Here is a 24,059-nt window from a genome sequence, read left to right as displayed (position 1 = left end):
TTTTCGGGCCCCGGGCCGGCCGCGGCTCCCGGCCCGCCCGTATACGGCCCGCCTCAGCCCTCCGTACGGGCCCCCGGCGCCGTGAACCGGTGCACCGCCGACGGGGTCACCGCGGCATGCACATGCCGGTCGTGCGCCTCGGCCGGCACCTCGGCCAGCACCTCCGCGTCGTAGAGCAGCACCACCAGCGACGCCCGCGCACCGGCCCGCTCCAGCCGCGCCAGCACCCGGTCGTAGGAGCCGCCGCCGCGCCCCAGCCGCAGCCCGCCGTGGTCCACCGCGAGCCCCGGCAGCAGCACCACATCCGCCTCGGTGACGGCCTCCGGGCCCAGCCGGGGCCCGTCCGGCTCCAGCAGCCCGCGGCCGGCCCGTACGAGCCGCTCGGCGCCCTCGTAGAGCGCCCAGTCCAGGTCGTTGTCCGCCAGCAGGACGGGCAGCAGCACCCGCACCCCGGCCGCCCGCAGCCGGTCCAGCAGGGCGCGGGTGGAGGGCTCGCCGCCGATCGAGACATAGGCGGCGACCACCGGCGGGGTGCCCGGCGGCGGGGTGCCCCGCCGCGTCGGGACCGGCGCGGTCAACTCGTCCAGCTCCAGCGTCCGTCGGGCCAGCGCCTCGCCCGTCACGGCGACGACATCCGGCGGCAACGCTCTCCTCACCTCCAGGAGATGTCGCCGCAACCTGCGCTTTCTATCGTGATCAGTGCTCACTGTGGGCCCTTGCTCCCGCTCTCATGCTCTATTCACCAGACCCTCATCATCGTGCCGATAGGGCCGGTTATGGTGTCGCGCATGACCGCATCGCACACACGGATCAGCAAGGCTGTCATCCCCGCAGCCGGCCTCGGCACCAGGTTTCTCCCCGCCACGAAGGCCACACCCAAGGAGATGCTCCCGGTCGTCGACAAGCCCGCCATCCAGTACGTGGTGGAGGAGGCGGCCGCCGCCGGACTCTCCGACGTCCTGATGGTGACCGGCCGCAACAAGCGCCCGCTGGAGGACCACTTCGACCGTAATTACGAACTCGAAGAGGCGCTGCACCGCAAGGGCGACGAGTCCCGGCTCGCCAAGGTGCAGGAGTCCAGCGACCTGGCGACCATGCACTACGTACGGCAGGGCGACCCCAGGGGCCTGGGCCACGCGGTGCTGTGTGCCGCACCGCACGTCGGCGACCAGCCCTTCGCGGTCCTCCTCGGCGACGACCTGATCGACCCCCGCGACCCGCTGCTGGCGCGGATGGTCGAGATACAGGAGCAGTACGGCGGCTCCGTCATCGCCCTCATGGAGGTCGACCCGGCGCAGATCCACCTCTACGGCTGCGCGGCCGCCGCCCCCACCGGCGACGACGATGTCGTGGTCGTCTCCGACCTGGTCGAGAAGCCCGACCCGGCCGAGGCCCCCAGCAACCTCGCGATCATCGGCCGCTACGTCCTCGACCCGGCCGTCTTCGAGGTGCTGCGCAAGACCGCCCCCGGCCGCGGCGGCGAGATCCAGCTCACCGACGCCCTCCAGGCGCTGGCCGCCGACCCCGCCCTCGGCGGACCGGTGCACGGTGTGGTCTTCAAGGGCCGTCGTTATGACACCGGCGACCGCGGCGACTATCTGCGTGCCATTGTCAGACTGGCATGCGAACGTGAGGACCTGGGCCCGGACTTCCGGACCTGGCTGCGCAGTTACGTCACCGAGGAGATGTAAGACGTTGAACAACGCCACCGGCCGGACCCGCCACCAGGACCGCGTCTGGTCGGTGGCCGAGCATCTCGAAGACGTCCTGTCGAAGATCGCCCCGCTGGACCCGATCGAGTTGCAGATCCTCGAAGCCCAGGGCTGCGTCCTGGTCGAGGACATCACGGTCCCCGTCGCCCTGCCGCCCTTCGACAACAGCTCCATGGACGGCTACGCGGTCCGCGCCGCCGATGTCGAGGGCGCCACGGAGGAGGCACCGGTCGCCCTCACCGTCATCGGCGATGTCGCGGCGGGCAGCGGCGAGCTGCCGGAGGTCGGCCCCGGCCAGGCCGCCCGGATCATGACCGGCGCCCCGCTGCCGCCCGGCGCCCAGGCCGTCGTCCCCGTCGAATGGACCGACGGCGGCACGGGCGAAGGACCGGCCGCCACGATGCGCGCCCACAGCGCCGCCCCCCAGGACGCCGCCGGCGAGGTCCGCGTCCACCGCCCGGCCGCCGCCGGCGCCCACATCCGCGCCCGCGGCAGCGACGTCACCGAAGGCGAGCCGGCCCTGCGGGCGGGCACGGTGCTCGGCCCCTCCCAGATCGGTCTGCTGGCCGCCATCGGCCGCGGCACGGTCAAGGTGCGCCCCCGCCCCCGCGTCGTGGTGATGTCGACCGGCAGCGAACTCGTCCAGCCCGGCGAGGCGTTGGGCCCCGGCCAGATCCACGACTCCAACAGCTTCCAGCTCACCGCCGCCGCCCGCGCGGCCGGCGCCATCCCCTACCGCGTCGGCGCCGTCGCCGACGACGCCGAGACCCTCCGCTCCACCCTGGAGGACCAGCTCATCCGGGCCGACATCCTCGTCACCAGCGGCGGCGTCAGCGTCGGCGCGTACGACGTGGTCAAGGAGACCCTGACCGCCCTGTCCGCCGAGGACGGCACGGTCGAGTTCCGCAAGCTCGCCATGCAGCCCGGCAAGCCCCAGGGCTTCGGCCTCATCGGCCCCGACCGCATCCCGCTGCTCGCGCTGCCCGGCAACCCCGTCAGCTCCTACGTCTCCTTCGAGCTGTTCGTCCGCCCCGCCATCCGCGCCCTGATGGGCCTGCCCGAGGTGCACCGCCCGACCACCCCCGCCCGGTGCACCGACGCCATCGCCTCCTCACCCCAGGGGAAGCGCCAGTTCCTGCGCGGTTCCTACGACGCCGATGCCGGCACGGTCACCCCCGTCGGCGGCGCCGGCTCCCACCTGATCAAGGCCATGGCGCACGCCAACGCGCTGATCATCGTCCCCGAGGAGACCACCGAGGTCGCCGCGGGCGCGGACGTGGACGTCGTCCTGCTCGGGTAGCCCGCTGCCGCCGGGGGTACGGTGTCGTCCCACAGGCGGCAGTTTGGTACCGGGAGAACGATGAGCAGCGGCCAGCAACACCTCACCCACCTCGACGCGGCGGGCGCGGCGCGGATGGTCGACGTCTCCGAGAAGGACGTCACCGCCCGCACGGCCGGCGCCAGCGGCCGCGTCCTGGTCTCCTCGCAGGTCATCGAGCTGCTGCGGGGTGAGGGCATGCCCAAGGGCGACGCCCTGGCCACCGCCCGGATCGCCGGCATCATGGGCGCCAAGCGCACCCCCGAGCTGATCCCGCTCTGCCACCCGCTGTCCGTCTCCGGCGTCAAGGTGGACCTCTCCCTCACCGACGACGCCGTCGAGATCACGGCCACGGTCAAGACCACGGACCGCACCGGCGTCGAGATGGAGGCGCTGACCGCCGTGTCGATCGCCGCCCTCACGGTCGTCGACATGATCAAGGCCGTCGACAAGGCCGCGGTGATCTCCGACATCCGCGTGGAGGAGAAGTCCGGCGGCAAGTCCGGCGACTGGAGCCGGTCATGACCCTCGACCGCGCCCTGGTCGTCACCGCCTCGAACCGCGCCGCGGCCGGCGTCTACGCCGACAAGAGCGGCCCGCTGGTCGCCGAGGGCCTGGCCGCGATGGGCTTCGAGGTCGACGGCCCGCAGGTGGTGCCCGACGGCGAACCGGTGGCGGCCGCCCTCCGCGCAGCCGTCGCCTCCGCCCGGTACGCCGTCATCCTCACCACCGGCGGTACGGGCCTGACCCCCACCGACCGCACCCCCGAGGCCACCCGCGAGGTCCTGGACTACGAGATCCCCGGCATCCCCGAGGCGATCCGCGCCGCAGGCCTTGCGAAGGTCCCCACCGCCGCGCTCTCCCGTGGACTGGCGGGCGTCGCCGGTACGACCCTGATCGTCAACCTCCCCGGCTCCTCCGGCGGCGTCCGCGACGGCCTCGCCGTCCTGACCGGCCTCCTGCCGCACGCCGTCGACCAGATCCGCGGCGGCGACCACCCCAGACCTTCCGGGAGCCAAAGCTGAACGCGCCCTGGCCGGTGGTCCTCACGGACGGAGCGGTGACCCTCCGTCCGATAAAGCTGCGCGACCAACGGGCCTGGCGCGAGGTCAACCGCCGTAACCGCGACTGGCTGCGCCCCTGGGAAGCGACCATCCCGCCGCCCCCGCCCGGCCTCGCACCGCCGCACCGTCCCACGTACCGTCAGATGGTCCGCCATCTCCGTGCCGAGGCGCACGCCGGCCGGATGCTGCCGTTCGTCGTCGAGTACCGGGGCCAGTTGGTGGGCCAGCTGACGGTCGCGGGCATCACCTGGGGCTCCATGTGCTCCGGCCACGTCGGCTACTGGGTCGACCAGGAAGTCGCCGGCCGCGGCGTCATCCCCACGGCCGTGGCGCTCGCCGTCGACCACTGCTTCCGGTCCGTGGGACTGCACCGCATCGAGGTCTGCATTCGCCCGGAGAACGTCCCCAGCCGCCGGGTGGTCGAAAAACTCGGTTTTCGCGAAGAGGGCATCCGCCCGCGCTACCTCCACATCGACGGCGCCTGGCGCGACCACTTGGTTTTCGCCCTGACCGCGGAAGAACTGCCCGAAGGCCTGCTCAACCGCTGGCGCAGGGAGAAGCCCGGTACCTCCGGCACACCCCACAAATAAAATAAATGTTCGAATGCATTCCCTGATTGACCGGATTGGTGGAGGCGCCGATCTCTACCATCACAAAAAAGTTCGAGATATCAGCCAGATCGTGCGACACACCGGCTCAATTGGCGGATGGCCCCCTGCAAACCCCTCTACCGTGTGAGTCGTGAGAAGCAGCGGCCTCATCTACGCAGTCATCGTCGGGGCCTGGGCTGCCTACTTGGTGCCGATGTGGCTCCGTAGGCAGGACGAGCTCAACGAGGCCCGTCCGACCGAGCGCTTCAGCACCGCCATCCGGCTGCTGTCCGGACGGGCGGCCATGCAGCGCCGTTACGACAAGGCGCACGGGGAGTACCCCGCCGACGATGCGGGCGACGACGCGGACCCGGACGCCACGGCCGACGAGGCCGCCGCCCGGGCCTTCGGCGACCCCGCTCCGGCGGAAGCGCCCGAGGCTCCCCACACCCGGGTGCAGGCCGCCCCGCCGCGCCCCTCCGCCGCCGAGCGGACCAAGCGGGCCAAGGTCCTCGCCCGGCGCCGGCGCACCACCACCATGCTGTTCCTCACCTTCACCGCCGGCGCCATCGTCGCCGCGGTCGGCGGCCTCCCCTTCCTCTGGGCCCCCGCCCTCCCCGCGCTCCTCCTGACCGCGTACATCATTTACCTGCGCGCCCAGGAGCGGCGGCGCTTCACCTTCACCATGGACCGGCGCAAGGCGGAGGCGGCGGCGCAGCGGCTGCGGGAGGACAGGCGGGCCCGCCCTCAGCAGGCGGCCGACCAGCCGCCCGCCGACGAGCACCCGCCCGCCGCCCGCGTTGACCCCCCGGCCGACGCCGCCCCGGAGCCGCCCCGCCCCGTCACCCCCGCCCACACCGCGGGACGCCGGGCCCTGGTCGAGGAGACCGACCACGCCGAGTGGGTCGACCAGCAGCGCGAACGCGAACGCCCGCGGCCCGCCGCCGGCAGCTGGGAGCCGGTCCCGGTCCCCCTCCCCACCTACGTCACGGCCCCGGTCGCCCCGCGCGCCACCAGCCACGTCGACCTGGACGCCGAGGACGCCTGGAGCTCCGCCCGCTCCAGCGCCGCCCCCGACCACCCCCAGCCCGACACCCAACAGGACCGCCCCACCCACCCCGGCCGCCGCACCCGCGGCCGCACCCCGCTCTTCGACCAGTACGAGAACGAGGACCGGCCCCGCGCGGCGAACGAGTGACGGCCCTCCGCTGACCAGCACCGGAAGCGATTTCCGAGCACCGCGACCGAGATGCTAGAGTTTCACTCGTCGCAAGGGCCTGTGGCGCAGCTGGTAGCGCACCTCGTTCGCAACGAGGGGGTCAGGGGTTCGAATCCCCTCAGGTCCACAGACAAAGACCGTTCCCGGGGCAGCTCGGGAGTGGTTGACGAGATCCCGCCGATCGAGATGATCGGCGGGATCTTTGTCGTTTCCGGGGGCGTTCGGGTCTGTTCGGGGTGGTGGAGGGGGCGGGCCGCTGTGGCGGGCGGGCTGATGTGGCGTCATTTGGTTGTGTCAGCGGTATGGCCGGCCTCCGGAGGTTTCCGGGGGCCGGCCAATTCGCTGTCTGGGGGTGTCCGTTGACGCGTGGTGCTGCGGGGCGGATGCGGAGGGCGGCATTCCGTCGTTGTGGTGAGGCGGTGGAGAGCGGTTATTCGCGTAGGAAGGCCAGGACGGAATCGGTCTGGTGGAGGAGGGCGTGGCCGGCCTCGGGGAGGAGGTTCACGGTCGCGTGGGGGACGTTCTGGTGCATGCGCCGGGCGGTGCCGGCGGAGTCGAACATCGCGTCGCGGGCGCCGGCTATCACCAGTACGGGCATGGTCAGGCGGCGCAATGCGCTGTCGGGGAATACGGGCAGCCGTTCCGTGCGCGGCTTGAAGTGCGAGAAGGTCAGCATCACGTGGTCGAGGGCGTGCCGGGCCCGCGGTGTGTCCAGGCCGGTCACGGCTCGCGTCGAGCGGAGCGCGCCCCGGCGTCCGAAGGGGCGCAGGAGCAGGGCCTTGAACAGCCAGCCCACCTTCTGCCTCCCGACGCCGCCGGGGCACAGCAGGGTCAGGCGGGTCACCCGCTCCGGCCGGCGGGTGGCGTAGTCCAGCGCCAGCCAGCCGCCGAGGGAGGTCCCGACGACCGAGGCGTTGGCGATCCCGAGGCCGTCCAGTACCTCGTCCAGCCACTGGGCATGGGCGTCGGAGGCCAAGGGCGGTCGGGACGGCGCGCTCAGGCCCGGCTCGCCGATGACGTCGAGGGCATAGGTGCGGAAATGCCGTGCCCAGGCGGCGATGTCGTCCTGCCACATCGTCGCGTTCGCCCCCGATCCGTGCAGCAGCAGCACCGGCGGTGCGTCTTCGGGGCCGGAGACGACGGCGAAGGTCTCGCCCTCGCGGGTCGGGATCCGCACATGCTCGGCGGGGACCGGCCAGCTGCGCAGCATCTCCTGGTAGCGCTGCTGGATCTCGCGCGCGCCGGCCTCGGACTTGTAGATCGTGCTCATGAAGAGAGCACCCCCTCGATGTAGTCGAGTAGCCGGGCGGTGACGCCCAGGCCGCCCAGGACAATGATCTTCATCCGGGCCCGTTCCGCGTCGTAGGCCGTCTCGATGCGCAGTGGCTCGTCCTCCGGGCGAGGGTTGGCTGCCGCGCCCATCAGGAGGGTGGTCACGCGGTCGGCCGTCTCGGCGCTGATCGCGTCGATCTCCACGATGCTCGACACCTCGGAGTGCCGCTGTTGCCCGGCCGTCTCGCCCGGGGACGCGGGCACGGGACGCCCGGTGAACGCTTCCAGGTCCTCGTGCGCGATCCGGTACTGCTTGCCGATGCGGACCGCGGGGAGCCGTCTGTCCCGTACGTAGGTGCGGATGGTGCGGACGTGCAGCCCCAGGCGTTCGGCGACTTGTTCCACGGAGTAGAAGCGTTCGTTCACGGGACTACTCTAACCTTCCCTGTTGGGGGATGGGATAGGGAAGGTTGAGGAATGTTAGGGAAGTCTGGGGAGGGGGAGTGTGGGGAGGGTCAGCGGGTGAAGGTGCGTGAGGTGAGGCGGACGCCGTGTTTGGCCAGGTAGGTGAGGGGGTTGATGTCCGTGCCGTAGCGGCGGCTCTTGCGCACCTCGAAGTGGAGGTGGGGGCCGGTGGCGCGGCCGGTGGCGCCGCTGTAGCCGAGGCGGGTGCGGGCGCGGACCTTCTGGCCGGGGCGGACGGTGATGCGGGAGAGGTGGCCGAAGAGGGTGTAGCGGCCGTCTTTCATCCGGATCGTCACGGCCTTCCCGTAGGCGCCTGATCTCCTGGCGAGGACGACGGTGCCCGATCCCACGGATCTGACCCGGGTGCCGGGGCGGACGGCCAGGTCGATGCCGGTGTGGTGGCCGGCGCGCCAGGTGCCGCGGATGCCGTAGCGGGCGCTGATGCGGTGGTGGTTGGTCGTGGGGTGGGTCCAGGTGCCGGCGGGGGCGGCGGGGGCGGCGTGGGCCACCTGGGAGGCCGTCAGGGTGAGGACGGAGCCCACGGCCGCCGTGGCTATGGCGTGGAGCAGCATTCTGCGAAGCGGGGGGCGTTTGCGGAATGTGGTCATAGTGGTGAGCCCACGCCTTGTGACGGGTGGTCGCATCCCGGGGCGGGGCCACGGGCCGCCGAACGGGTGGAGGTTGGCGCGGAGGAGGGGCCTTTGCCGGTCCGGGCGTCCGGATGGGTGAGGGGTCAGAACCCCAGGCGCTCGACCGCCTTGACGACCTCGCCGGCGCCGTCCTCGGTGGCCAGGCGGCGGGCGGCCTCGGTGGCGTGGTCGCGGCGGGCGGGGGAGGTGACGGCCTGGGTGACGGCGTCGGCGAGACGGGCGACGGCGTTGTCGGCGGACAGGTCGGCGAACGGGATCGGGGCGGTGGCCGCGCCCAGGGAAGCCAGGCGGGCGGCCCAGAAGGGCTGGTCGGCGGTGACCGGGACCGGGACGGTGGGGGCGCCCGCGCGCAGTCCCGCGGCGGTGGTGCCGGCGCCGCAGTGGTGCACCACGGCGGACACCCGGGGGAAGAGGAGGGTGTGCGGGACGTCGCCGAGGGTGAGGAGGTCGGCGTGCCCGGGTGCTGCGTGCCGGGTGGTCAGGCCCGCCCAGCCGGACTGGAGGATGCCGCGGACCTTGGCGCGGCGCAGGGCGGCCGCCGCGAGGGTGCTCAGGCGCTCGCCGTCGCCGCCCGCCATGCTGCCGAAGCCGAGGAAGACCGGGGGCGGGCCCGCGGCGAGGAAGTCCTCGACGAGGTCGGGGAGTTGGGCGTCCGGCGCGTGCCAGGGCCACCAGTTTCCGACGACGTCCAGGCCGGTGCGCCAGTCCGCGGGGCGGGGCAGCAGGACCTCGCTGAAGCCGTGCAGGACCGGCCGGCCGGCGGCTTCGGTGCGGCGGCGGACCGTACGGGGGGTGGCGGGCGGCAGACCGAGGCGGGCCCGGAGGTCCCGGGTCGCGTCCGCGTAGAGGCGGTCGATGATGCGGAGCGAGAGGCGGCCGGCGGCGCGGTTGCCCCAACGGCCCAGTGAGCGGCCGCCGCTGACGATCGGGGCGAAGTCGCCGGTGGGGGCGCTGGGTACGAGGGGCAGGTCCAGGGACGGGATGTCCAGCGCCTCGGCGAGGTGGTGGCCGAGTGGTGCGGTGGTGGCGGAGAGCAGGAGGAGTCCGGTGTCCTCGTGGGCCGCGTCGGCGATCCCGCCGCCCAGTTCCTTGATGAAGGCGGCGGCCTGGCGCATGAGGGCGCGTTTGCCGCCGGGGGCGGCGGGCCGTGCCTGGCCGGTGGTGCCGGGGCGGCGGGTGCGGGGGTCGGCCGGCAGCCGGCGGAACTCCAGGCCGGCGGCTTGGACGAGGGGGGCGTAGGTGTCGTGCGTGGCGAGCGCGACCTCGTGGCCGGCGTCGCGGAGCCGGGCGCCCAGGCCGGTGTACGGGGCGACATCGCCGTACGAACCGGCGGCGGTGATCAGGATCTTCGTCATGGGGCGGTCCGCTTTCGCTTCGCTTCGGGCAGGGGAGGGGGATGCGCGTTCGGCGGTGGGTATGGGGGTGCCCGTGCCGTGTTCGGGACTCGTGCGGGCTCGGTCAGCCGTGCGCGGGCTCGGTTCAGGCGTTGTCGGCCGGAGAGCGGCGTACGGCGTTGGTGTGTACGGCGGTGCGCAGGTACGGGGCGAGGCCGGGCCGTTGTTCGGTGGGCGGGACGGCCAGGGCGAAGGCGCGGGGATCGGTGACGAAGCCGTCGGCGATCCGGCCGTGTACGTCGGTGGGGCACGGGGTGAACCAGCGGGCGATGTGCTGCCGGTGTTCCTCGGCGAGGTCCATGGCGCGCTCGCCGTCCGCAGGTTCCCCGGCGTCGAAGGCGGCGGTCAGCCGCAGGCGCCAGTCGGCGGCCTCGGCCATGATCTTCGCCCAGTCCTCCTTGGAGTGCCCGGCGGCCCGTGCCATCGACCGCTGGTAGCTCTCGCGGTGCTGCCACTTCAGATGGGCCTGGGTCGCGTAGGTGAGGTCGAAGGTCACCTCGCCGAAGACCTCGAACCGCTCCTCGGGTGACAGTTCCACACCGGTCTGCTGGACCTCCATGGCCTGCTCGGCGACCTCGACCAGCCGCTGGAGCTTGCTGATCTGGTCGTTGAGGAGGCGGTGCCGGGCGCGGAGGTGATCGAGGGCGTTGGCCTGGGGGTCCTCCAGGATCGTGGCGATCTCGTCGAGGGGGAAGCCGAGCTCCCGGTAGAAGAGGATCTGCTGGAGCCGGGAGAGATCGGCATCGCTGTAGAGGCGGTAGCCGGCGGGGCTGCGGTCGCTGGGGGAGAGCAGGCCGGCCTTGTCGTAGTGGTGCAAGGTCCGCACCGTGATCCCCGCGAAGCCGGAGACCTGCCCGACCGAGTAGCTCATCGCAGCGCCCTTCGTCCCGTCCTGTCCGGCCGTCGTGTCCGGTCGGCCCGTCCCTTACGGCGGTGGTGTCACCGGTGGCGGGGCGGGCCGTTCGTCAGGCTGGGGCCTGACGTGGCGTGAGGGTCAAGCGCGGCCGGTACGGGCGGGGGCCGTGGCGGGGCGGGCAGGCGGGAAGCGCGCCCCCGCCAGGCCACGCTCAGCTGTCCGGATACCGGTCCTGGAGCACCGAGTTCACCAGCGCCTGGACGTCCTCCCGGTCGAGACCCTCCGTGCGGGCCCGGTCCATCCAGGAGCGGAGCTCCTCGCGCAGCAGGGCGTCCGCCGCGGACTCGGGGCGGGCGAGCGTACGGCTGACGAAGGTGCCGAGACCGGGGCGGGGCTCGACCAGGCCCTCGCGCTCCAGTTCGCGGTACGCCTTGAGGGTCGTATTGGGGTTGACCTTGGTCGTGGCGGCGACCTGCGCGGCGGTCGGCAGGCGGTCGCCCTCCACCAGGATGCCCAACCGCAGTGCCTGCTGGACCTGTTGGACGATCTGGAGGTAGGTGGCGACGCCGCTCCGCCGGTCGATTCGGAACTCGACGACGCTCACCACCTCTCTGCTTCTTCCGCCTGTCGCGCCCTGGGCGCCGCCGGGGCCGCGCGGCCCGACCGCTTGATGATCGGGCCGGCCGTGCCGGGTGTCAAAGCGCCGCCCGGGGTGTGCCGCGTACGGGCGGAACCCGCAGGCCGGCGCCCGCACCGTCCGTCACGCGCCACGCCGTTCAGAGGGGCCGCCGGTGCGCCCGCCACACGACGAACGTGAGCACCACGGCGGTCAGCGCCAGCAGAATTCCCGCGCCCAGCCACTGCATCCCCGCCATCTGCCCGTAGTCGAAGTACTGGGTCACCCGGTTGACGATGCCCAGCTTGGCCCGGCAGGACTCGGCGTCGCCGTGGACGCAGGTGCCGTAGCCGTAGAGCTTGCCGTCCGCGGTGGACACCCAGTCGTCGATCCGTACGGCGTCGGGCGGCAGGTCGGGGCCGTCGCCGCCGTAGGGGTAGCTGACGCTGCGCAGGGTGCCCAGGCGGCCGATCAGCAGCTCGGACCAGATCAGGGACGTGACCAGGGCGAGGACGGCGGTGGCCGCCATGGCCCGTACGACCCGCTTGACCAGCATGCCGAGGGCGATACCGCAGACGGTCAGGAACAGGGTCCAGGCGACGGGGACGGGGCCGGTGCTGTCGAAGGCCCCGCCCGTCAGCCAGTCGCCGCCCATGGCCAGGGTGTGGGCCGGCGTCCACAGCCAGGTGAAGGCGGCCGACAGCAGGGCGGTGCACAGCACCGCGACGGTCAGCGGCAGGGCGAGGGTGGCGGCAACCCAGCGGCCGCGGCTCACCGACTGGGTGCTGACCAGCTTGATGGTGCCGTGCTCCTGCTCGCCGGCGATGAGCGGAGCGCCCAGGAAGACGCCGATGAGGACGGGCAGGAACTCCAGCAGCTGGGAGCCGCTGCGGAACAGCCGGCCGTAGGCGTTCTGGAAGTCGTAGTCGTTGCCCAGCCGGCCCCCGGTGTCGGGGCTGGTTCCCCGGGTGTGCAGGAAGTCCATCAGGCCGATGCGCTGGTAGGCGAAGACCGCGCAGCCCACGACGGTGACCAGCAGGGCGAGGCGCAGGAAGGTGCGGTGCCGGCGCCAGACCAGCCAGGGCAGGCCGTGCAGCAGTTCACGGCGGGCGGCGGGGCCGCTGCCGGGGGCATCGCCGGGCTCCGCCGCGTTCGCCACCTCGGCGCCGGCGGTCTTCGTCCTGGTCATGCGGCCGACTCCCCCGGTCCGTCGACACGGGCCTCGTCCGCGATCAGAGTGGGCGCTTCGGGCGACCGCAGATAGGCCAGCAGGACCTCCTCCAGGCTCGGCACCAGCACCTCCCAGCTGTCGGAGACCGGGCCGTGCGGCCGGACCAGGGCGTTGAACTGCCGTCCGGTGACCCGGGCTTCGACCACGGTGTGCCGGCGTCGCAGCTCCTCGGGCACCCCGTCGTCGCCCTCGGCCACGCCCGTCACCAGCAGGTGCGCGGGCACCAGCTCCTCGGTCTGGCCGGCCATCCGCAGCCGGCCCTCGGTGAGGACGAGGAGGTAGTCACACATGACCTCCATCTCGGCGAGCATGTGGGACGACATCAGGACCGTCGTGCCGTGCTCGGCGGCCTCGGCCATCAGCAGCCCCGACAGCTCGTGCCGGGCCAGCGGGTCGAGGTCGGACATCGGCTCGTCGAGCATCAGCAGCTCGGGCCGCTTGCCGAAGGCGAGGGCGAAGGCGACGCGGGTGCGCTGGCCGCCGGAGAGGGTGCCGATCCGGGCGGTGAGCGGCACCTTTCCTGACCGTACGATCCGCTCGGCGAGCGCCTGGTCCCAGCGCGGGTTCAGCTCCTTGCCGAGCCGCAGGGTCTCGGCCACGGTGAAGCGCGGGTAGAGGGGCTTGTCCTGCGCGAGGAAGGCGATCCGCTCCAGGGCGGCCGGGTCGGAGACCGGGACGCCGAACAGCTTCAGCGTCCCGGTGGTCGGCTGCACCAGCCGGGTCGCGGTGCCCAGGAACGTGCTCTTGCCCGCGCCGTTGGGGCCGACGAGGGCGCAGATGTGGCCGGCGGGGAGCCGGAAGGAGCAGTCCCGCAGTGCCCAGCCGCGGCGGTACTTCTTCCCCAGTCCTTCGGCCTCGATGGCCCATGGGCTCGGCTCGCTCACCCGGATCCCCCCTTTAGCTAGTTGATTAGTGGAATGAGTATGCGGAGCGGCCCTCGGGCGTGTCAACAAAAGGGGCCCGGGCCGACGGGGTCCAAGGGCCGCCCGCCGGCCGGGCCGAGGGTGCCGCCGTCCTCTCAGGCGTCCGCCACCAGCGACTTCGCCATGCACCGGCTTTCGTCGTAGGTCCGGTACAGACCGAATTTCTCGACCAGCACATAGCCGCTGGAGGCGTACAGTTCCAGCGCTTCGGGCTGCTCGGTGCCGGTCTCCAGCACCATGCGGGAGCGCCCCGCGGCTCGTGCGTCCGCTTCCAGGGCGGCCAGGATCTGCCGGGCCAGCCCCTGCCCGCGCGCCTCCGGGACCACGAACATCCGCTTGATCTCGGCGTCGCCGGCCGCGTACCCCTCCGCCGTGTCCTCCTGGCGCCGCCATCCGCCGGTGGCCAGCGGGCGGGCGCCCTCGTAGGCGATCAGATACGTACCGTGCGGAGGGGTGAACATCTCCGGGTCCAGCGGCGTCATGTCGCCGTCGCCGTAGCGCCGGACGTACTCCTGCTGGACCAGCGCATCGAGCGTGACCGCGTCGGGGTGGTCGTAGCGGACGGGGCGTATCTCCATTCCAGAAATCGTACGGGTGAGCGGGTGCCCGGCGCGACGAGGTCCCGGGGATGGGTATCGTGCCGGGATGCTCACCGTGACCTCTGTGAATGTGAATGGACTGCGCGCCGCGGCCAAGAAGGGCTTCGTCCCGTGGCTGGCGGGGACCGCGGCCGATGTGCTGTGCCTCCAGGAGGTGCGGGCCGAGACGGCGCAGCTCCCGGAGGAGGTGCGGGAGCCCGCCGGATGGCACACCGTGCATGCCCCGGCGGCGGCCAAGGGGCGGGCCGGGGTCTCGCTCTACACCCGGCGGGAGCCGGAGCGGGTGCAGGTGGGCTTCGGGTCGGCGGAGTTCGACGGCAGTGGGCGGTATGTGGAGGCGGACCTGCCCGGTGTGACCGTGGCCAGCCTCTATCTGCCCTCCGGTGAGGTCGGTACGGAGCGGCAGGACGAGAAGGAACGCTTCATGGCGGAGTTCCTGCCCTACCTCGTCGAGCTGCGGAAGCGGTCCGCCGCGGACGGCCGTGAGGTGGTGGTGTGCGGCGACTGGAACATCGCCCACCAGGAGGCCGACCTGAAGAACTGGAAGGCCAACCAGAAGAAGTCCGGCTTCCTCCCGGAGGAGCGTGGCTGGCTGAGCGACGTCCTCGACGAGACCCGTGGCGGTTACGTGGACGTGGTCCGCGGCCTGCACCCGGACACCGAGGGCCCGTACTCGTGGTGGTCCTACCGGGGCCGCGCCTTCGACAACGACGCGGGATGGCGCATCGACTACGCCATGACCACCCCCGGTCTGGCGCGGCGTGCGGTGAAGGCGTTCGTGGAGCGGGCGGCCAGCTATGACCAGCGGTGGAGCGATCACGCGCCGGTGACCGTGGTGTTCGACCTGTAGGACTCCGGCCGGAGCGCAAGGCTGCGGACGACCCGCACGGCGCCGCTGGTGAACGACTGGTGAGGAACGGAATTCCTGCGGGTCCCGCACGGTGGGCGCAGGTGGCACACGCCCACCGGATGCCTTAGCGTGCGTTGTCGTGTACATGGCGCGGCGCAGTGTGCCGCCATTCGGGGGGTCTTTTCTTCATGCGTTCGGCAACCGTCATTCTGCTGCTTGCTGCCCTGCTCGGGGGCGCACCGGCCACGGCCGCGTATGCGGCGCCGTCGAACGACTCGGTCTCGTACGTCGCGTACGGGCGGGGCGGGAGCGGCAGCCACAGTGCTCCCGGCGGCCGTCACAGCGATCTCGGCAGCGCCGGCGCCGGCAAGACGCAACTCGCCTACAGGAGCCGCAGCATAGGGACCCACAGTCGCTCCAGCCTGAAGGAGCCGTGGGAGGTCGTCCTTGTCCTCGTCGTCTACCTGGGCTTCTTCGGGTACGTGGGCTACCGCGTCGTCAAGAAGGTGCGAGGGTTCTTCCGGCGGGACGCCTGACGCCCGGCGCCCGGGAAGTGCTCGCGGGTTCGTACGCCGGGACGCACCCGGCGTGGTGACCGCCGCCTTCGACCGCTGAGGGCTGTCCTGTGGGCGGGGTGCCGCCCCGCTCCGGAGATGGTGCCCGAACGCCGAACGGCCCGCCGGGTATCCGGCGGACCATCACACGGGGTGGGGCTGTTTTCTCAGTGGCGGGTGAAGATCATGAGGCCGCCGTTGTTGGGACGCTCGATGTAACCCTTGGCCGCCCAGTTGATCCAGCCGCCGTCGCCCTGGTTCGTGAACTCGCCGTCCTCGAACACCCAGATGCCGTAGGTGACACCGTCGTAGGTGGTGGTGGCGAACGTCTTCACCCCGTTGAGGTTCTCCTCGTACGGCTGCTGGAGGTTGTGGACCATGACGTTGTACTGACCGCCGGCCGCGTAGTACGCCGACTCCATGAGGCCCTTGACGAAGCCTTCGCGGTTCTGGGCGGTCTTGATCGACGCCTCGATCTTGTTGGCGATGCCGAGAACGTCGACGTTGACGTTCAGGCTCGCGCCGACGCTGGCCGTCGGGCCGCCCTTGGCTTCAGCGGCGGCAGCCGCCGGCGCGGCCGACGCCGTCGCCGGGAACGCGACAGCGGTGCCGCACAGCGCCGCGCACAGTGCCGCCGCGGCGACGCTCTTCTTCACAATGTTCTTGGTGGACATGGTTCTCCTCCATGGGTACGGATGGCAGTCCTCTCTGCTCCCCGAAACGGGGTCCCGGGGAGCAGAGAGCCGGCCAGGGCAGCCGCCAGGGGAATTACGGCTGCGACCGGCACAGGAACGATGATTCGCGGCGTCGCTCATGAACTGCTCACGCTGTGATCACGTACTTCGCAGGCGGTCCGCATACTTCACTGACTCTTCGTCAACTCACGTGCTGTGTCCACATAGTGAGAGCGGCTGAGCGAAACGGAACCCGACCTTCCCTCCGGTGGTCTTTGCAGGGAAAAGGGCGGTTTGCTGTGTGCACATTCGGCGGCAGGAACTCGAGGTCACAATGGTTCAGTTGCGGCTACTAGGGCCGGTTGAAATTGAAGTGAACAATGGGCGACTGCTGAGTCTGGGAACGGGCCGATTGCGCACCGTGGCCGCGATTCTGATCAGCGAGGTCAATCAGGTGATCCCGGTGAGCAGAATGATCGATCTGGCGTGGGACGCGGATCCGCCGGCCAGGGCGAGAGGTGTGGTCCACAATCATGTCCATCGTTTGCGGCAGTTGCTGGCCGGACAAGCCGAAATCGTCACCCGCGGCCGGGGATATGTGCTGATCGCCGATCCGTGGGCGGTGGATGCCAACCGGTTCCAGAACCTGGTGTCCGGCGCCCGCGAGGCCGAGCCGCGGACCGCCGTCGCCGAGCTGCGCCAGGCCCTCGGTCTGTGGCGTGGCGAGGTGCTGGCGGATGTGCCCGGCGACCGGGTACGGCGGACGCTGGGAGTGGGCCTGACCCAGGCGAGGGTGGCGGCGCTACAGGAGCTCGGCGAAAGGCTGTTGCTGCTCGGCCGTTACGGGGAGCTGATCACGGAGCTGACCGGCTGGCTCGCGGAGCATCCGCTGCACGAGGAACTGACCGCGCTGCTGATGCGTGCGCTCCAGGCGAGCGGCAGACAGGCCGAGGCCCTCGATCACTTCCACCGCACCAGGCGGCATCTGAAGGGCCAGCTGGGCATCGATCCCGGCCCGGCGCTCAGCGAGACGTACCTCGCGGTGCTCGGCGGGAAGCCCGCGGTCGCGCCGCACTTCCCCGACCGCCCGTCGGCCGGTCCCGGCCGCGCCGCGCCGTACGCCCCCGACCGCCCGCCGGCGCCACGGCCTCCCGTTTCCCAACTCCCGCCCCGCATACCGGACTTCTGCGGCCGCGCGCGGGAGATCGCCGCGCTGGACGAGAACCTGGACCGGGTGCCGAGGCCGGACTGTGTGGTGCTCGCGGGCGGGGGAGGGGCCGGCAAGACCACGCTGGCGGTGCACTGGGCGCACCGCCGCAAGGCCGAGTTCCCCGACGGGCAGCTCTTCGTCGACCTGCGGGGTTTCGAGCGTCCCCCGATGCGCCCGGGAACCGTTCTGGGGATGTTCCTCCAGGCGCTGGGGGTGCCGGACGAGAAGATCCCCGACGCCGTGACGGAGCGCTCGGCGCTGTACCGCTCGCTGCTCGCCGGACGACGGATGCTCGTGGTGCTGGACAACGCCGGCACCGCCGAACAGGTGCGGCCCCTCCTGCCCGCGACGCCGGGCTCGCTGGCCGTGGTGACCAGCCGAAGGCGACTGAGCGGACTGATGATCCGCGACGGGGCGGCGCTGGTCACGGTGGGGCCGTTGCCCGCGGACGAGGCTCTGGAGCTGCTGGGCACCGCGCTGGGGCGGCAGCGCATCGCGGCGGAGGGAGCGGCTGCCAGGGAACTCGTCGAGCGGTGCGACCGGCTGCCGCTGGCGCTGCGGATCGCCGCCGCACGGCTGATGGCACACGCCGGCTGGTCGCTGGCGGACTGGACGAGGAAGCTGGCCGATGAGCGCCACCGGCTGTGCGAGCTGTCCGCGGCCGATCCGGACCTGTCCATGGAAGCCGGTCTGTACCTCAGCTATCGCGCGCTGACGAGCGGTGCCGCGCGGCTGTTCCGCCTCCTCGGGCTCGTCCCCGGCGCGGAGGTGGAGGTCCACGCCGCCGCGGCCCTGGCCGGACGCGATCTGGAGCGCACCCGCCGTTATCTTGGCGAGCTGTGTGAGGCGCACCTATTCCAGGAGCAGGCCGAGGGACACTTGGCGCGGACCGAGCTGGTGCGCATCTACGCCGCCAAGCTCGTCGCGTCCGAGGAGACGCCGTGCGACCGGGAGCTCGCCCGGCAGCGGCTGCTCGCCCACACCGCACGGTCCCGGCTGCGGCCCGGCTGAGTCACCGCCGCCCGGCGGCCCCCGCTCACTCCTCCGCCTGCCCCTGCTCCCGCAGCCACTCCGCCAGCTCCGCCCGCACGCGGCGGTCCACGGCCATGGAGAGTTCGGCCTCGACCACGCCCTTGGAGAGCGGGCGGAGCTTTTCGATGGTCTCGGCGATGTGATCGACCTCGTGGGGGCCGGGGGGCTCGCCCGCCGAGGCGCGTGCGAGGACCTCGGAGAGGACGTGGGTGCGGATGAGGGTGGTGAAGATGCCGGCGAGGGCGTCGGCGTGGACGCGCACCTGGCGGCCGGCTTCGAGGACGTCGGCCAACGGGACGCCTCTGCTGACGAGTTCGGTCGAGGCGTCCAGCAGGCGGCGGCTGATGTGGACGAACTCGTCGCCGTCGACGGCGAGATAGCCGATGTCCAGGGACGCGGTGAGGTTGTCGGCGGTGATGTCCTCGCTGAAGTGGTCGGCGAGTTCCTCGGGCGTCAGGCGGACGGGCGTCTCCTCGGACCAGGGCGGGACGAGGGGGTTCTCCAGGCCGAGGAGTTCGCCCACGTCGCGACCGGTGTCGAAGGCCGAGAGGAGTTCCCCGATGCCGCCGAGGGTGTGGCCGCGCTCCAGGAGGGCGCCGATGGTGCGCAGCCGGGCGAGATGGTGCTCGTTGTACCAGGCGATCCGGCCCTCGCGGCGCGGCGGCGGGATGAGCTTGCGCTCGCGGTAGAAGCGCAGCGTACGGACCGTGATGCCGGCTTCCCTGGCCAGGTCGACCATGCGGAATTCGCGCGCCGGGGGCTGTGCCGCGGGTTCCGTGCGCGCGTCCTGGGGGTTTTCGTTCGCTGCCACGGGCCCAGCCTATGCCGGGGGTACGACGCGGGGGCCGGGATGTGACCGGCGGTAACTCCTGCCGTCCACCCCCTACCGCTCGGTACGTGGCTGCCCTACTCTCCAACTGTGCCAGTGATTGCTGGCGCGATGGGGGCGGTCGTGGTGGCGGACGTCGCGGCCCCGAAGATGGCAGTGGAGTACGTCGAACTCGGGAGGCGGCTAAATGGCCGAGCGCGAGCGCAGGCATGTGCGGGTTGCGGTGATCGGATCGGGGTTCGGTGGTCTGGGCGCGGCCGTCCGGCTGCGGCGCCAGGGGATCACCGACTTCGTGATCCTGGAGCGGGCCGGTGCGGTGGGCGGCACCTGGCGCGACAACAGCTATCCGGGATGCGCGTGCGATGTGCCCTCGCACCTGTACTCCTTCTCCTTCGCGCCCAACCCGGAGTGGCCGCGGAACTTCTCCGGGCAGCCGCACATCCGCGCCTACCTGGAGCGGGTCGCCGACACCTTCGGACTGCGTCCGCACCTGCGCCTCAACTCGGAGGTGCGGAGCCTGCGCTGGGACGCGGAGGCGCTGCACTGGGAGGTGGAGACGGCCGGCGAGCCGCTGACCGCGGATGTCGTGGTGTCCGCGACCGGGCCGCTGTCGGATCCGAAGACTCCCGACATACCGGGGCTGGACACCTTCCCCGGCAAGGTCTCGCACTCCGCCCGCTGGGACCACGACTACGACCTGCGCGGCAAGCGCGTCGCCATGATCGGTACGGGTGCCTCGGCGATCCAGATCGTGCCGGCCATCCAGCCGGACGTGGAGCGCCTCACGCTCTTCCAGCGCACCCCGCCCTGGGTGCTGCCCCGCGCCGACCGCAAGATCAGCGCGGCCGAGAAGTGGCTGCACACCAAGCTCCCGGCGACCCGGGCCGCGCGCCGCGGGCTGCTGTGGGGCATCCGCGAGCTCCAGGTCAGCGCCTTCACCAAGCGCCCCAACGAGCTGGGTCTGCTCGAATTCCTGGCCAGGAACCATATGAAGAAGGCCGTCAAGGACCCGGTGCTGCGGGCCGCGCTCACTCCCGACTACCGCATCGGCTGCAAGCGGATCCTGCTCTCCAACACCTATTACCCGGCCCTGGCACGGCCCAATGTGGATCTGGTCGCCGCCGGGCTGAAAGAGGTCCGCGGCAGCACGCTCGTGGGGTCCGACGGGAGCGAGGTGGAGGCGGACGCGATCGTCTTCGGTACCGGGTTCCATGTGACGGACATGCCGATCGCCCAGCGGGTCACCGGCGCCCACGGCACGACGCTCGCCGAGGAGTGGAAGGACGGCATGGAGGCGCTGCGCGGCACCAGCGCGGCCGGCTTCCCCAACTTCCTCACCCTCATCGGGCCCAACACCGGCCTCGGGAACAGCTCGATGATCCTGATGATCGAGGCGCAGCTGAACTACCTGGCCGACTTCATGCGCCAGCTGGACGTCCTCGGCGGGAAGATCGCGCTCGACGCCCGGCCGTCCGCCGTACAGGACTGGAACCGCCGGATCCAGCAGCGGATGACCCGCACGGTGTGGAACATCGGCGGCTGCGACAGCTGGTATCTGGACGCCAACGGCCGCAACACCACCGTCTGGCCCGGCACGACCGGCGAGTTCAAGAAGGTCACCCGGCAGGTCGACCTCGCGGAGTACGAGGTGCTGCGGCCACCGTCCGGAAGGCCCGCGGACCGGTCCGCCGGCACGCACACGGAGGTGGCCGCATGAGCCGCCGTCCCGGACACGTCACCACCGGCCCGTACGCCCCGCCGGTGCCGCGTACGACGCTGACCGTCACCTCGGCCGACGGCGCCCGGCTGTACGCCGAGGTCCACGGGCCCGAGGACGCCCCGGCCGTCGTCCTGGCGCACGGCTGGACCTGCTCGACCGCCTTCTGGGCCCCGGTCGTCCGCGAGCTGGCCGCCGGCCACAAGGTCGTCCTCTACGACCAGCGCGGCCACGGCCGCAGCCCCGCCGCCGGTCCGGCCGGCCACAGCACCCATGCGCTCGCCGACGACCTGGTGGCCGTACTGGAGGCCACTCTGCGGCCGGGCGAACGCGCCGTGGTCGGCGGCCACTCCATGGGCGGTATGACGCTCATGGCCGCCGCCGACCGGCCGCAGCTGCGCGAGCGGGCCGCCGCCGCGCTGCTGTGCAGCACCGGCAGCGCCGAACTGCCCGCCGAATCAAGGGTGTTCCCGCTGCGCAGCCCGCAGGGCCGCCGCCGTGCGCACCGGCTGATGCTGCACTCGCGGATGCCGCTCGGCCCCGTGTCGCCGCTCGCCAGGAGCGCCCTGAAGTACGCCACCATGGGCCCCGGCGCCACCGCCGAGCAGATCGAGGCCTGTGCGCGCATCGTGCACGCCTGCCCGCCCGGGGTACGGGCCCGCTGGGGCAAGGTGCTGGCCGGCCTCGAACTGACCGGCGGCGCCGCCAGGCTGGAGCTGCCGACCGCGGTCATCGCGGGCACCGCCGACCGGCTCACCCCGGTGGTGCACGCCCGCAGGCTGGCCTCCGTCCTCCCCGACTGCCGCGGTCTGACCGAGCTGCCGGGCCTGGGACACATGACCCCGATCGAGGACGCCGTCGCGGTCGCCGGCCGGCTGCGCGAGCTCGTCGAGGACCATCTGCGGGCGACGGAAACCGGCACCGGGGCCCCGGCGGCCGACGGGACCGCCGAAGCACCCCGCGCCCCGCGGCAGAAGAAGGAGAAGACGGCATGAGCGCGAGCAGGAATCTGGAGGGCCAGGTTGTCGTCGTGACCGGTGCGGCCCGTGGGGTCGGGGCGCTGCTGGCCCGGAAGCTGTCGGCGCGCGGTGCGACGCTGGCGCTGGTCGGCCTGGAGCCGGACGAACTGCGCGGCGTCGCGGCCTCGCTGCACGGCCCGGCGCACCACTGGCATGCCGATGTCACCGACCACGAGGTGATGGCCCGGGTGGCGGACGAGGTCAAGGACCGCTTCGGGAAGGTCGATGTGGTCGTCGCCAACGCCGGGGTGGCGACCGGCGGCCCGTTCGCCGACTCCGACCCGGTCTCCTGGAGGCGGGTCATCGAGGTCAACCTCATCGGCGGCGCGGTCACCGGCCGCGCCTTCCTGCCCGCCCTCATGGCCTCCCGCGGCTACTTCCTCCAGATCGCCTCGCTGGCCGCGATCACCCCGGCCCCGATGATGACCGCCTACTGCGCCTCCAAGTCGGGCGTCGAGGCGTTCGCGCACAGCCTGCGCGCCGAGGTCGGCTACAAGGGCGTACGGGTCGGGGTCGGCTATCTGAGCTGGACCGACACCGACATGGTGCGCGGCGCGGACCAGGACGACATCATGCGCGAGCTGCGCTCCCGGCTGCCCTGGCCGTCGAACAAGACCTATCCGCTGGGCCCCGCCGTCGACCGGATCGTCGCGGGCATCGAGCGCCGTTCCGCGCATGTCTACGGGCAGTGGTGGCTGCGCGGGATGCAGTCGCTCCGCGGGTATCTGCCCTCGCTCATCGGGTCGGTGGGGCAGCGGGAGATGCGGCGGTTCGGGGACCGGCTGGACGGGATGCGGGTCGGGCTGGTGGGCGCGGGCGGTGAGGCGGACGAAAAGGCGCGGGCGGACCGGTGAACGGGCGGCGGGCGGCTGAAGGGCCTCTGAGCTGGGCCTGAGCGGTTCGTGGGCGGTTCGGGAGCGGCCTTGCGCCTCACGGAGCGTAGTCATCCGTGATCGAAATGCGAGCAATGTCCGGGCGTGTCACGCTGAACGGGGCCCAACCCCCCTACACCCCACTAGGAGTGAACAGCATGGGCATCAAGGACCAGTTCCAGGACAAGGCCAACGAGCTCAAGAACCAGGCGCACAAGGCCGCGGGCGACGCTCGCGAGCAGGGCCAGGAGCGCGGCGGCCAGCGTCAGGACCAGGAGCGCGGCGGTCAGCGCCCGGACCAGGACCGCGACCGTCGCCAGGGTGGCCAGGAGCGTGGCCAGCAGCCGCGTGAGCGTGGCCAGCAGGGCAACCGCCCCGCCCAGGACGCGATGGACGCCGCCGAGGGCCGCTTCCAGAGCTGACGTGGCTCGTCCTGAACAGCACGCGCGACGGCGTACGCGTCATGCGTGAAGGGGCGCACCCGGTCGACCGGGTGCGCCCCACCAGTTTTGCCGTGTGTCCCGGTCCCCGCGCCTACGAGGCCGGCCGGCGCCGCAGGTTCAGCTGGTGACCTTGAGCTTCGTCGGCCAGCCGTACTGCCCGGCCTTGGCGAAGAGGTTCTTGATGTGGGCCGGGCTCAGCTTGATGCAGCCCAGCGAGCGGTAGTCGTCGGAGCCCTCCCAGCGGTAGGGGCTGTCCTTGCCGGGCTGCGGGGCCGCCTGGCTGCCCTCGGGCCACATCTCGCTGTGCACGAACAGCTCGGCGCGGGTGGTCCGGCCGTTCTCGCACACCTTGTCCTGCACGTGTATCACGTGCCCGTTGATCCCCTGGTCCCCGCCGTTGTAGTGCTTGTCGTGGGCCAGTACCTGGTAGGAGCCGTTCGGCAGCCACCCCTGCGAGCTGGCGCACTCGTCCTTGCCGCGGGGCCCGCCGTCGCCGGAGCCCGCACGGTACTTGGCGAGCACCGTGTCACGGGCGTCGGGGACGCTCTTCATCAGGTAGAGCCGCGAGTTGCGCGGGTTGCTCTGGTTCTTGTCGAAGTAGAGGTAGGTACCGTCGGCCGCGGCCGTTCCGGTGGTCTGCCCGGACGCCGGCCGCGCGGCCAGCGCGGGCGCGGCCTCGGTGGCGACCAGGCCGCCGGCCAGAGCCAGCACGGCGGCCAGCGGTGCGATCCGATGGCGGATTCCCATAGGTGTATCTCCGTTGAGGTGGGGGGGCGTTGGCGGGGCCGGCCCGGCTGCGGCAGGTGCCCCGGCCCGGAAGACTACGACCCCCATGTAATGACCACGTGACAGCGACGCGCTCCGCCGGCCCGGACCGGGATCCGGGTGTCCGGGCAGGTCGGAGGGGGTACCGGGCGGGTCGGGGCAGGCGACGGTGAGCCCCTCCGCGA

At 72.1% G+C, this 24,059-nt stretch carries 26 protein-coding genes and 1 tRNA gene; 14 read left to right on the top strand and 13 right to left on the bottom strand.

The window, feature by feature from the left end; genetic code table 11:
* Window positions 1–53: 53 nt before the first annotated feature.
* Window positions 54–677, bottom strand: a complete 624-nt coding sequence (locus tag M8I34_RS28940) for a 5-formyltetrahydrofolate cyclo-ligase (RefSeq protein ID WP_284050920.1) — start codon at window positions 675–677, stop codon at window positions 54–56.
* Window positions 678–788: 111 nt separating this feature from the next.
* On the opposite strand from M8I34_RS28940, the gene galU reads away from it, so the two are divergent.
* The 7 genes from galU (at window position 789) to M8I34_RS28905 (ending at window position 6,030) form a co-directional block, all read left to right on the top strand.
* Window positions 789–1,691 carry a UTP--glucose-1-phosphate uridylyltransferase GalU gene (gene galU, locus M8I34_RS28935; RefSeq protein ID WP_244414273.1) on the top strand — a complete coding sequence of 301 codons (903 nt, stop codon included), beginning with the start codon at window positions 789–791 and terminating at the stop codon, window positions 1,689–1,691.
* A gap of 4 nt (window positions 1,692–1,695) precedes the next feature.
* The gene (gene glp / locus M8I34_RS28930) at window positions 1,696–3,012 is read left to right on the top strand and encodes a gephyrin-like molybdotransferase Glp (RefSeq protein ID WP_250054201.1); all 1,317 of its coding nucleotides are present in this window, start codon (window positions 1,696–1,698) and stop codon (window positions 3,010–3,012) included.
* A gap of 60 nt (window positions 3,013–3,072) precedes the next feature.
* Window positions 3,073–3,555: a cyclic pyranopterin monophosphate synthase MoaC gene (gene moaC / locus M8I34_RS28925; protein ID WP_030985485.1), complete on the top strand. Its 483-nt coding sequence runs from the start codon at window positions 3,073–3,075 to the stop codon at window positions 3,553–3,555.
* Window positions 3,552–4,055 (top strand): molybdenum cofactor biosynthesis protein B, encoded by a 504-nt coding sequence (locus M8I34_RS28920; protein ID WP_250054199.1) that lies wholly within the window; start codon window positions 3,552–3,554, stop codon window positions 4,053–4,055. Before moaC ends, M8I34_RS28920 begins: the two co-directional genes overlap by 4 nt.
* Before the next feature lie 14 nt (window positions 4,056–4,069).
* Complete coding sequence (locus M8I34_RS28915) at window positions 4,070–4,684, top strand: GNAT family N-acetyltransferase (protein WP_244414276.1); 615 nt, start codon at window positions 4,070–4,072, stop codon at window positions 4,682–4,684.
* A gap of 151 nt (window positions 4,685–4,835) precedes the next feature.
* Window positions 4,836–5,882: a hypothetical protein gene (locus M8I34_RS28910; protein WP_250054197.1), complete on the top strand. Its 1,047-nt coding sequence runs from the start codon at window positions 4,836–4,838 to the stop codon at window positions 5,880–5,882.
* 75 nt (window positions 5,883–5,957) lie between these two features.
* Window positions 5,958–6,030, top strand: a tRNA-Ala gene (locus M8I34_RS28905).
* A 303-nt stretch (window positions 6,031–6,333) separates the two neighbouring features.
* Here M8I34_RS28905 and M8I34_RS28900 read toward each other — a convergent pair.
* From M8I34_RS28900 to M8I34_RS28860, 9 genes are all read right to left on the bottom strand, one after another.
* A complete protein-coding gene (locus M8I34_RS28900) occupies window positions 6,334–7,173 on the bottom strand; it encodes an alpha/beta fold hydrolase (RefSeq protein WP_250054195.1) in 840 nt (279 codons plus the stop codon).
* Complete coding sequence (locus tag M8I34_RS28895) at window positions 7,170–7,601, bottom strand: helix-turn-helix domain-containing protein (RefSeq protein ID WP_250054193.1); 432 nt, start codon at window positions 7,599–7,601, stop codon at window positions 7,170–7,172. Before M8I34_RS28895 ends, M8I34_RS28900 begins: the two co-directional genes overlap by 4 nt.
* Before the next feature lie 89 nt (window positions 7,602–7,690).
* Window positions 7,691–8,212, bottom strand: coding sequence for a M23 family metallopeptidase (locus tag M8I34_RS28890; RefSeq protein ID WP_250054191.1), 522 nt, complete (start codon window positions 8,210–8,212; stop codon window positions 7,691–7,693).
* Between the two features lie 161 nt (window positions 8,213–8,373).
* Window positions 8,374–9,645 (bottom strand): glycosyltransferase, encoded by a 1,272-nt coding sequence (locus M8I34_RS28885; RefSeq protein ID WP_250054188.1) that lies wholly within the window; start codon window positions 9,643–9,645, stop codon window positions 8,374–8,376.
* Between the two features lie 124 nt (window positions 9,646–9,769).
* Window positions 9,770–10,555 carry a MerR family transcriptional regulator gene (locus M8I34_RS28880; protein WP_250054186.1) on the bottom strand — a complete coding sequence of 262 codons (786 nt, stop codon included), beginning with the start codon at window positions 10,553–10,555 and terminating at the stop codon, window positions 9,770–9,772.
* A 196-nt stretch (window positions 10,556–10,751) separates the two neighbouring features.
* Window positions 10,752–11,147: a GntR family transcriptional regulator gene (locus M8I34_RS28875; RefSeq protein ID WP_030985453.1), complete on the bottom strand. Its 396-nt coding sequence runs from the start codon at window positions 11,145–11,147 to the stop codon at window positions 10,752–10,754.
* Between the two features lie 169 nt (window positions 11,148–11,316).
* Complete coding sequence (locus M8I34_RS28870; protein WP_250054184.1) at window positions 11,317–12,345, bottom strand: ABC transporter permease subunit; 1,029 nt, start codon at window positions 12,343–12,345, stop codon at window positions 11,317–11,319.
* Window positions 12,342–13,271 (bottom strand): ABC transporter ATP-binding protein, encoded by a 930-nt coding sequence (locus M8I34_RS28865; RefSeq protein ID WP_244414284.1) that lies wholly within the window; start codon window positions 13,269–13,271, stop codon window positions 12,342–12,344. The genes M8I34_RS28870 and M8I34_RS28865 overlap by 4 nt, the downstream gene beginning before the upstream one ends.
* A gap of 134 nt (window positions 13,272–13,405) precedes the next feature.
* Window positions 13,406–13,888, bottom strand: a complete 483-nt coding sequence (locus M8I34_RS28860) for a GNAT family N-acetyltransferase (RefSeq protein ID WP_250054182.1) — start codon at window positions 13,886–13,888, stop codon at window positions 13,406–13,408.
* Between the two features lie 67 nt (window positions 13,889–13,955).
* Between M8I34_RS28860 and M8I34_RS28855 the strand changes: the two genes are divergently transcribed.
* Window positions 13,956–14,759, top strand: a complete 804-nt coding sequence (locus M8I34_RS28855) for an exodeoxyribonuclease III (RefSeq protein WP_250054180.1) — start codon at window positions 13,956–13,958, stop codon at window positions 14,757–14,759.
* Between the two features lie 188 nt (window positions 14,760–14,947).
* Window positions 14,948–15,295, top strand: coding sequence for a hypothetical protein (locus M8I34_RS28850; RefSeq protein WP_250054178.1), 348 nt, complete (start codon window positions 14,948–14,950; stop codon window positions 15,293–15,295).
* Window positions 15,296–15,480: 185 nt separating this feature from the next.
* Here M8I34_RS28850 and M8I34_RS28845 read toward each other — a convergent pair whose 3' ends face one another.
* Window positions 15,481–15,987: a stress protein gene (locus M8I34_RS28845; protein WP_250054176.1), complete on the bottom strand. Its 507-nt coding sequence runs from the start codon at window positions 15,985–15,987 to the stop codon at window positions 15,481–15,483.
* 421 nt (window positions 15,988–16,408) lie between these two features.
* Between M8I34_RS28845 and M8I34_RS28840 the strand changes: the two genes are divergently transcribed.
* A complete protein-coding gene (locus M8I34_RS28840; RefSeq protein ID WP_250054174.1) occupies window positions 16,409–18,208 on the top strand; it encodes a BTAD domain-containing putative transcriptional regulator in 1,800 nt (599 codons plus the stop codon).
* A 25-nt stretch (window positions 18,209–18,233) separates the two neighbouring features.
* On the opposite strand, the gene M8I34_RS28835 is transcribed toward M8I34_RS28840, so the two are convergent.
* Window positions 18,234–19,040, bottom strand: a complete 807-nt coding sequence (locus M8I34_RS28835; RefSeq protein ID WP_374211005.1) for a MerR family transcriptional regulator — start codon at window positions 19,038–19,040, stop codon at window positions 18,234–18,236.
* Window positions 19,041–19,245: 205 nt separating this feature from the next.
* Here M8I34_RS28835 and M8I34_RS28830 point away from each other — a divergent pair, with 205 nt between their 5' ends.
* From M8I34_RS28830 to M8I34_RS28815, 4 genes are all read left to right on the top strand, one after another.
* Entirely contained in the window at window positions 19,246–20,775 is a 1,530-nt protein-coding gene (locus tag M8I34_RS28830; protein WP_250054172.1) for an NAD(P)/FAD-dependent oxidoreductase, read from the top strand.
* Entirely contained in the window at window positions 20,772–21,770 is a 999-nt protein-coding gene (locus tag M8I34_RS28825) for an alpha/beta fold hydrolase (RefSeq protein WP_250054170.1), read from the top strand. Before M8I34_RS28830 ends, M8I34_RS28825 begins: the two co-directional genes overlap by 4 nt.
* Entirely contained in the window at window positions 21,767–22,648 is an 882-nt protein-coding gene (locus M8I34_RS28820) for an SDR family oxidoreductase (RefSeq protein ID WP_250054168.1), read from the top strand. Before M8I34_RS28825 ends, M8I34_RS28820 begins: the two co-directional genes overlap by 4 nt.
* Window positions 22,649–22,824: 176 nt before the next feature.
* Window positions 22,825–23,088 carry a hypothetical protein gene (locus M8I34_RS28815; RefSeq protein WP_250054166.1) on the top strand — a complete coding sequence of 88 codons (264 nt, stop codon included), beginning with the start codon at window positions 22,825–22,827 and terminating at the stop codon, window positions 23,086–23,088.
* Between the two features lie 138 nt (window positions 23,089–23,226).
* On the opposite strand, the gene M8I34_RS28810 is transcribed toward M8I34_RS28815, so the two are convergent.
* Window positions 23,227–23,856 carry a hypothetical protein gene (locus M8I34_RS28810; RefSeq protein WP_250054164.1) on the bottom strand — a complete coding sequence of 210 codons (630 nt, stop codon included), beginning with the start codon at window positions 23,854–23,856 and terminating at the stop codon, window positions 23,227–23,229.
* Window positions 23,857–24,059: the final 203 nt, after the last annotated feature.

Source organism: Streptomyces sp. MCA2 (assembly GCF_023544705.1).
Classification (GTDB): domain Bacteria; phylum Actinomycetota; class Actinomycetes; order Streptomycetales; family Streptomycetaceae; genus Streptomyces; species Streptomyces decoyicus.
This window is presented reverse-complemented; position numbering and strand designations above follow the sequence as displayed.

Excerpts from the sequence above, each read along its gene's own strand:
- M8I34_RS28885 (WP_250054188.1), bottom strand. The coding sequence starts at position 9,645 with ATGACGAAGATCCTGATCACCGCCGCCGGTTCGTACGGCGATGTCGCC.
- M8I34_RS28880 (WP_250054186.1), bottom strand. The coding sequence starts at position 10,555 with ATGAGCTACTCGGTCGGGCAGGTCTCCGGCTTCGCGGGGATCACGGTG.
- M8I34_RS28825 (WP_250054170.1), top strand. The coding sequence starts at position 20,772 with ATGAGCCGCCGTCCCGGACACGTCACCACCGGCCCGTACGCCCCGCCG.
- galU (WP_244414273.1), top strand. The coding sequence starts at position 789 with ATGACCGCATCGCACACACGGATCAGCAAGGCTGTCATCCCCGCAGCC.
- M8I34_RS28815 (WP_250054166.1), top strand. The coding sequence starts at position 22,825 with ATGGGCATCAAGGACCAGTTCCAGGACAAGGCCAACGAGCTCAAGAAC.
- M8I34_RS28820 (WP_250054168.1), top strand. The coding sequence starts at position 21,767 with ATGAGCGCGAGCAGGAATCTGGAGGGCCAGGTTGTCGTCGTGACCGGT.
- M8I34_RS28860 (WP_250054182.1), bottom strand. The coding sequence starts at position 13,888 with ATGGAGATACGCCCCGTCCGCTACGACCACCCCGACGCGGTCACGCTC.
- M8I34_RS28870 (WP_250054184.1), bottom strand. The coding sequence starts at position 12,345 with ATGACCAGGACGAAGACCGCCGGCGCCGAGGTGGCGAACGCGGCGGAG.
- M8I34_RS28810 (WP_250054164.1), bottom strand. The coding sequence starts at position 23,856 with ATGGGAATCCGCCATCGGATCGCACCGCTGGCCGCCGTGCTGGCTCTG.
- M8I34_RS28855 (WP_250054180.1), top strand. The coding sequence starts at position 13,956 with ATGCTCACCGTGACCTCTGTGAATGTGAATGGACTGCGCGCCGCGGCC.
- M8I34_RS28830 (WP_250054172.1), top strand. The coding sequence starts at position 19,246 with ATGGCCGAGCGCGAGCGCAGGCATGTGCGGGTTGCGGTGATCGGATCG.
- M8I34_RS28920 (WP_250054199.1), top strand. The coding sequence starts at position 3,552 with ATGACCCTCGACCGCGCCCTGGTCGTCACCGCCTCGAACCGCGCCGCG.
- M8I34_RS28850 (WP_250054178.1), top strand. The coding sequence starts at position 14,948 with ATGCGTTCGGCAACCGTCATTCTGCTGCTTGCTGCCCTGCTCGGGGGC.
- moaC (WP_030985485.1), top strand. The coding sequence starts at position 3,073 with ATGAGCAGCGGCCAGCAACACCTCACCCACCTCGACGCGGCGGGCGCG.
- M8I34_RS28845 (WP_250054176.1), bottom strand. The coding sequence starts at position 15,987 with ATGTCCACCAAGAACATTGTGAAGAAGAGCGTCGCCGCGGCGGCACTG.
- M8I34_RS28890 (WP_250054191.1), bottom strand. The coding sequence starts at position 8,212 with ATGCTGCTCCACGCCATAGCCACGGCGGCCGTGGGCTCCGTCCTCACC.
- M8I34_RS28900 (WP_250054195.1), bottom strand. The coding sequence starts at position 7,173 with ATGAGCACGATCTACAAGTCCGAGGCCGGCGCGCGCGAGATCCAGCAG.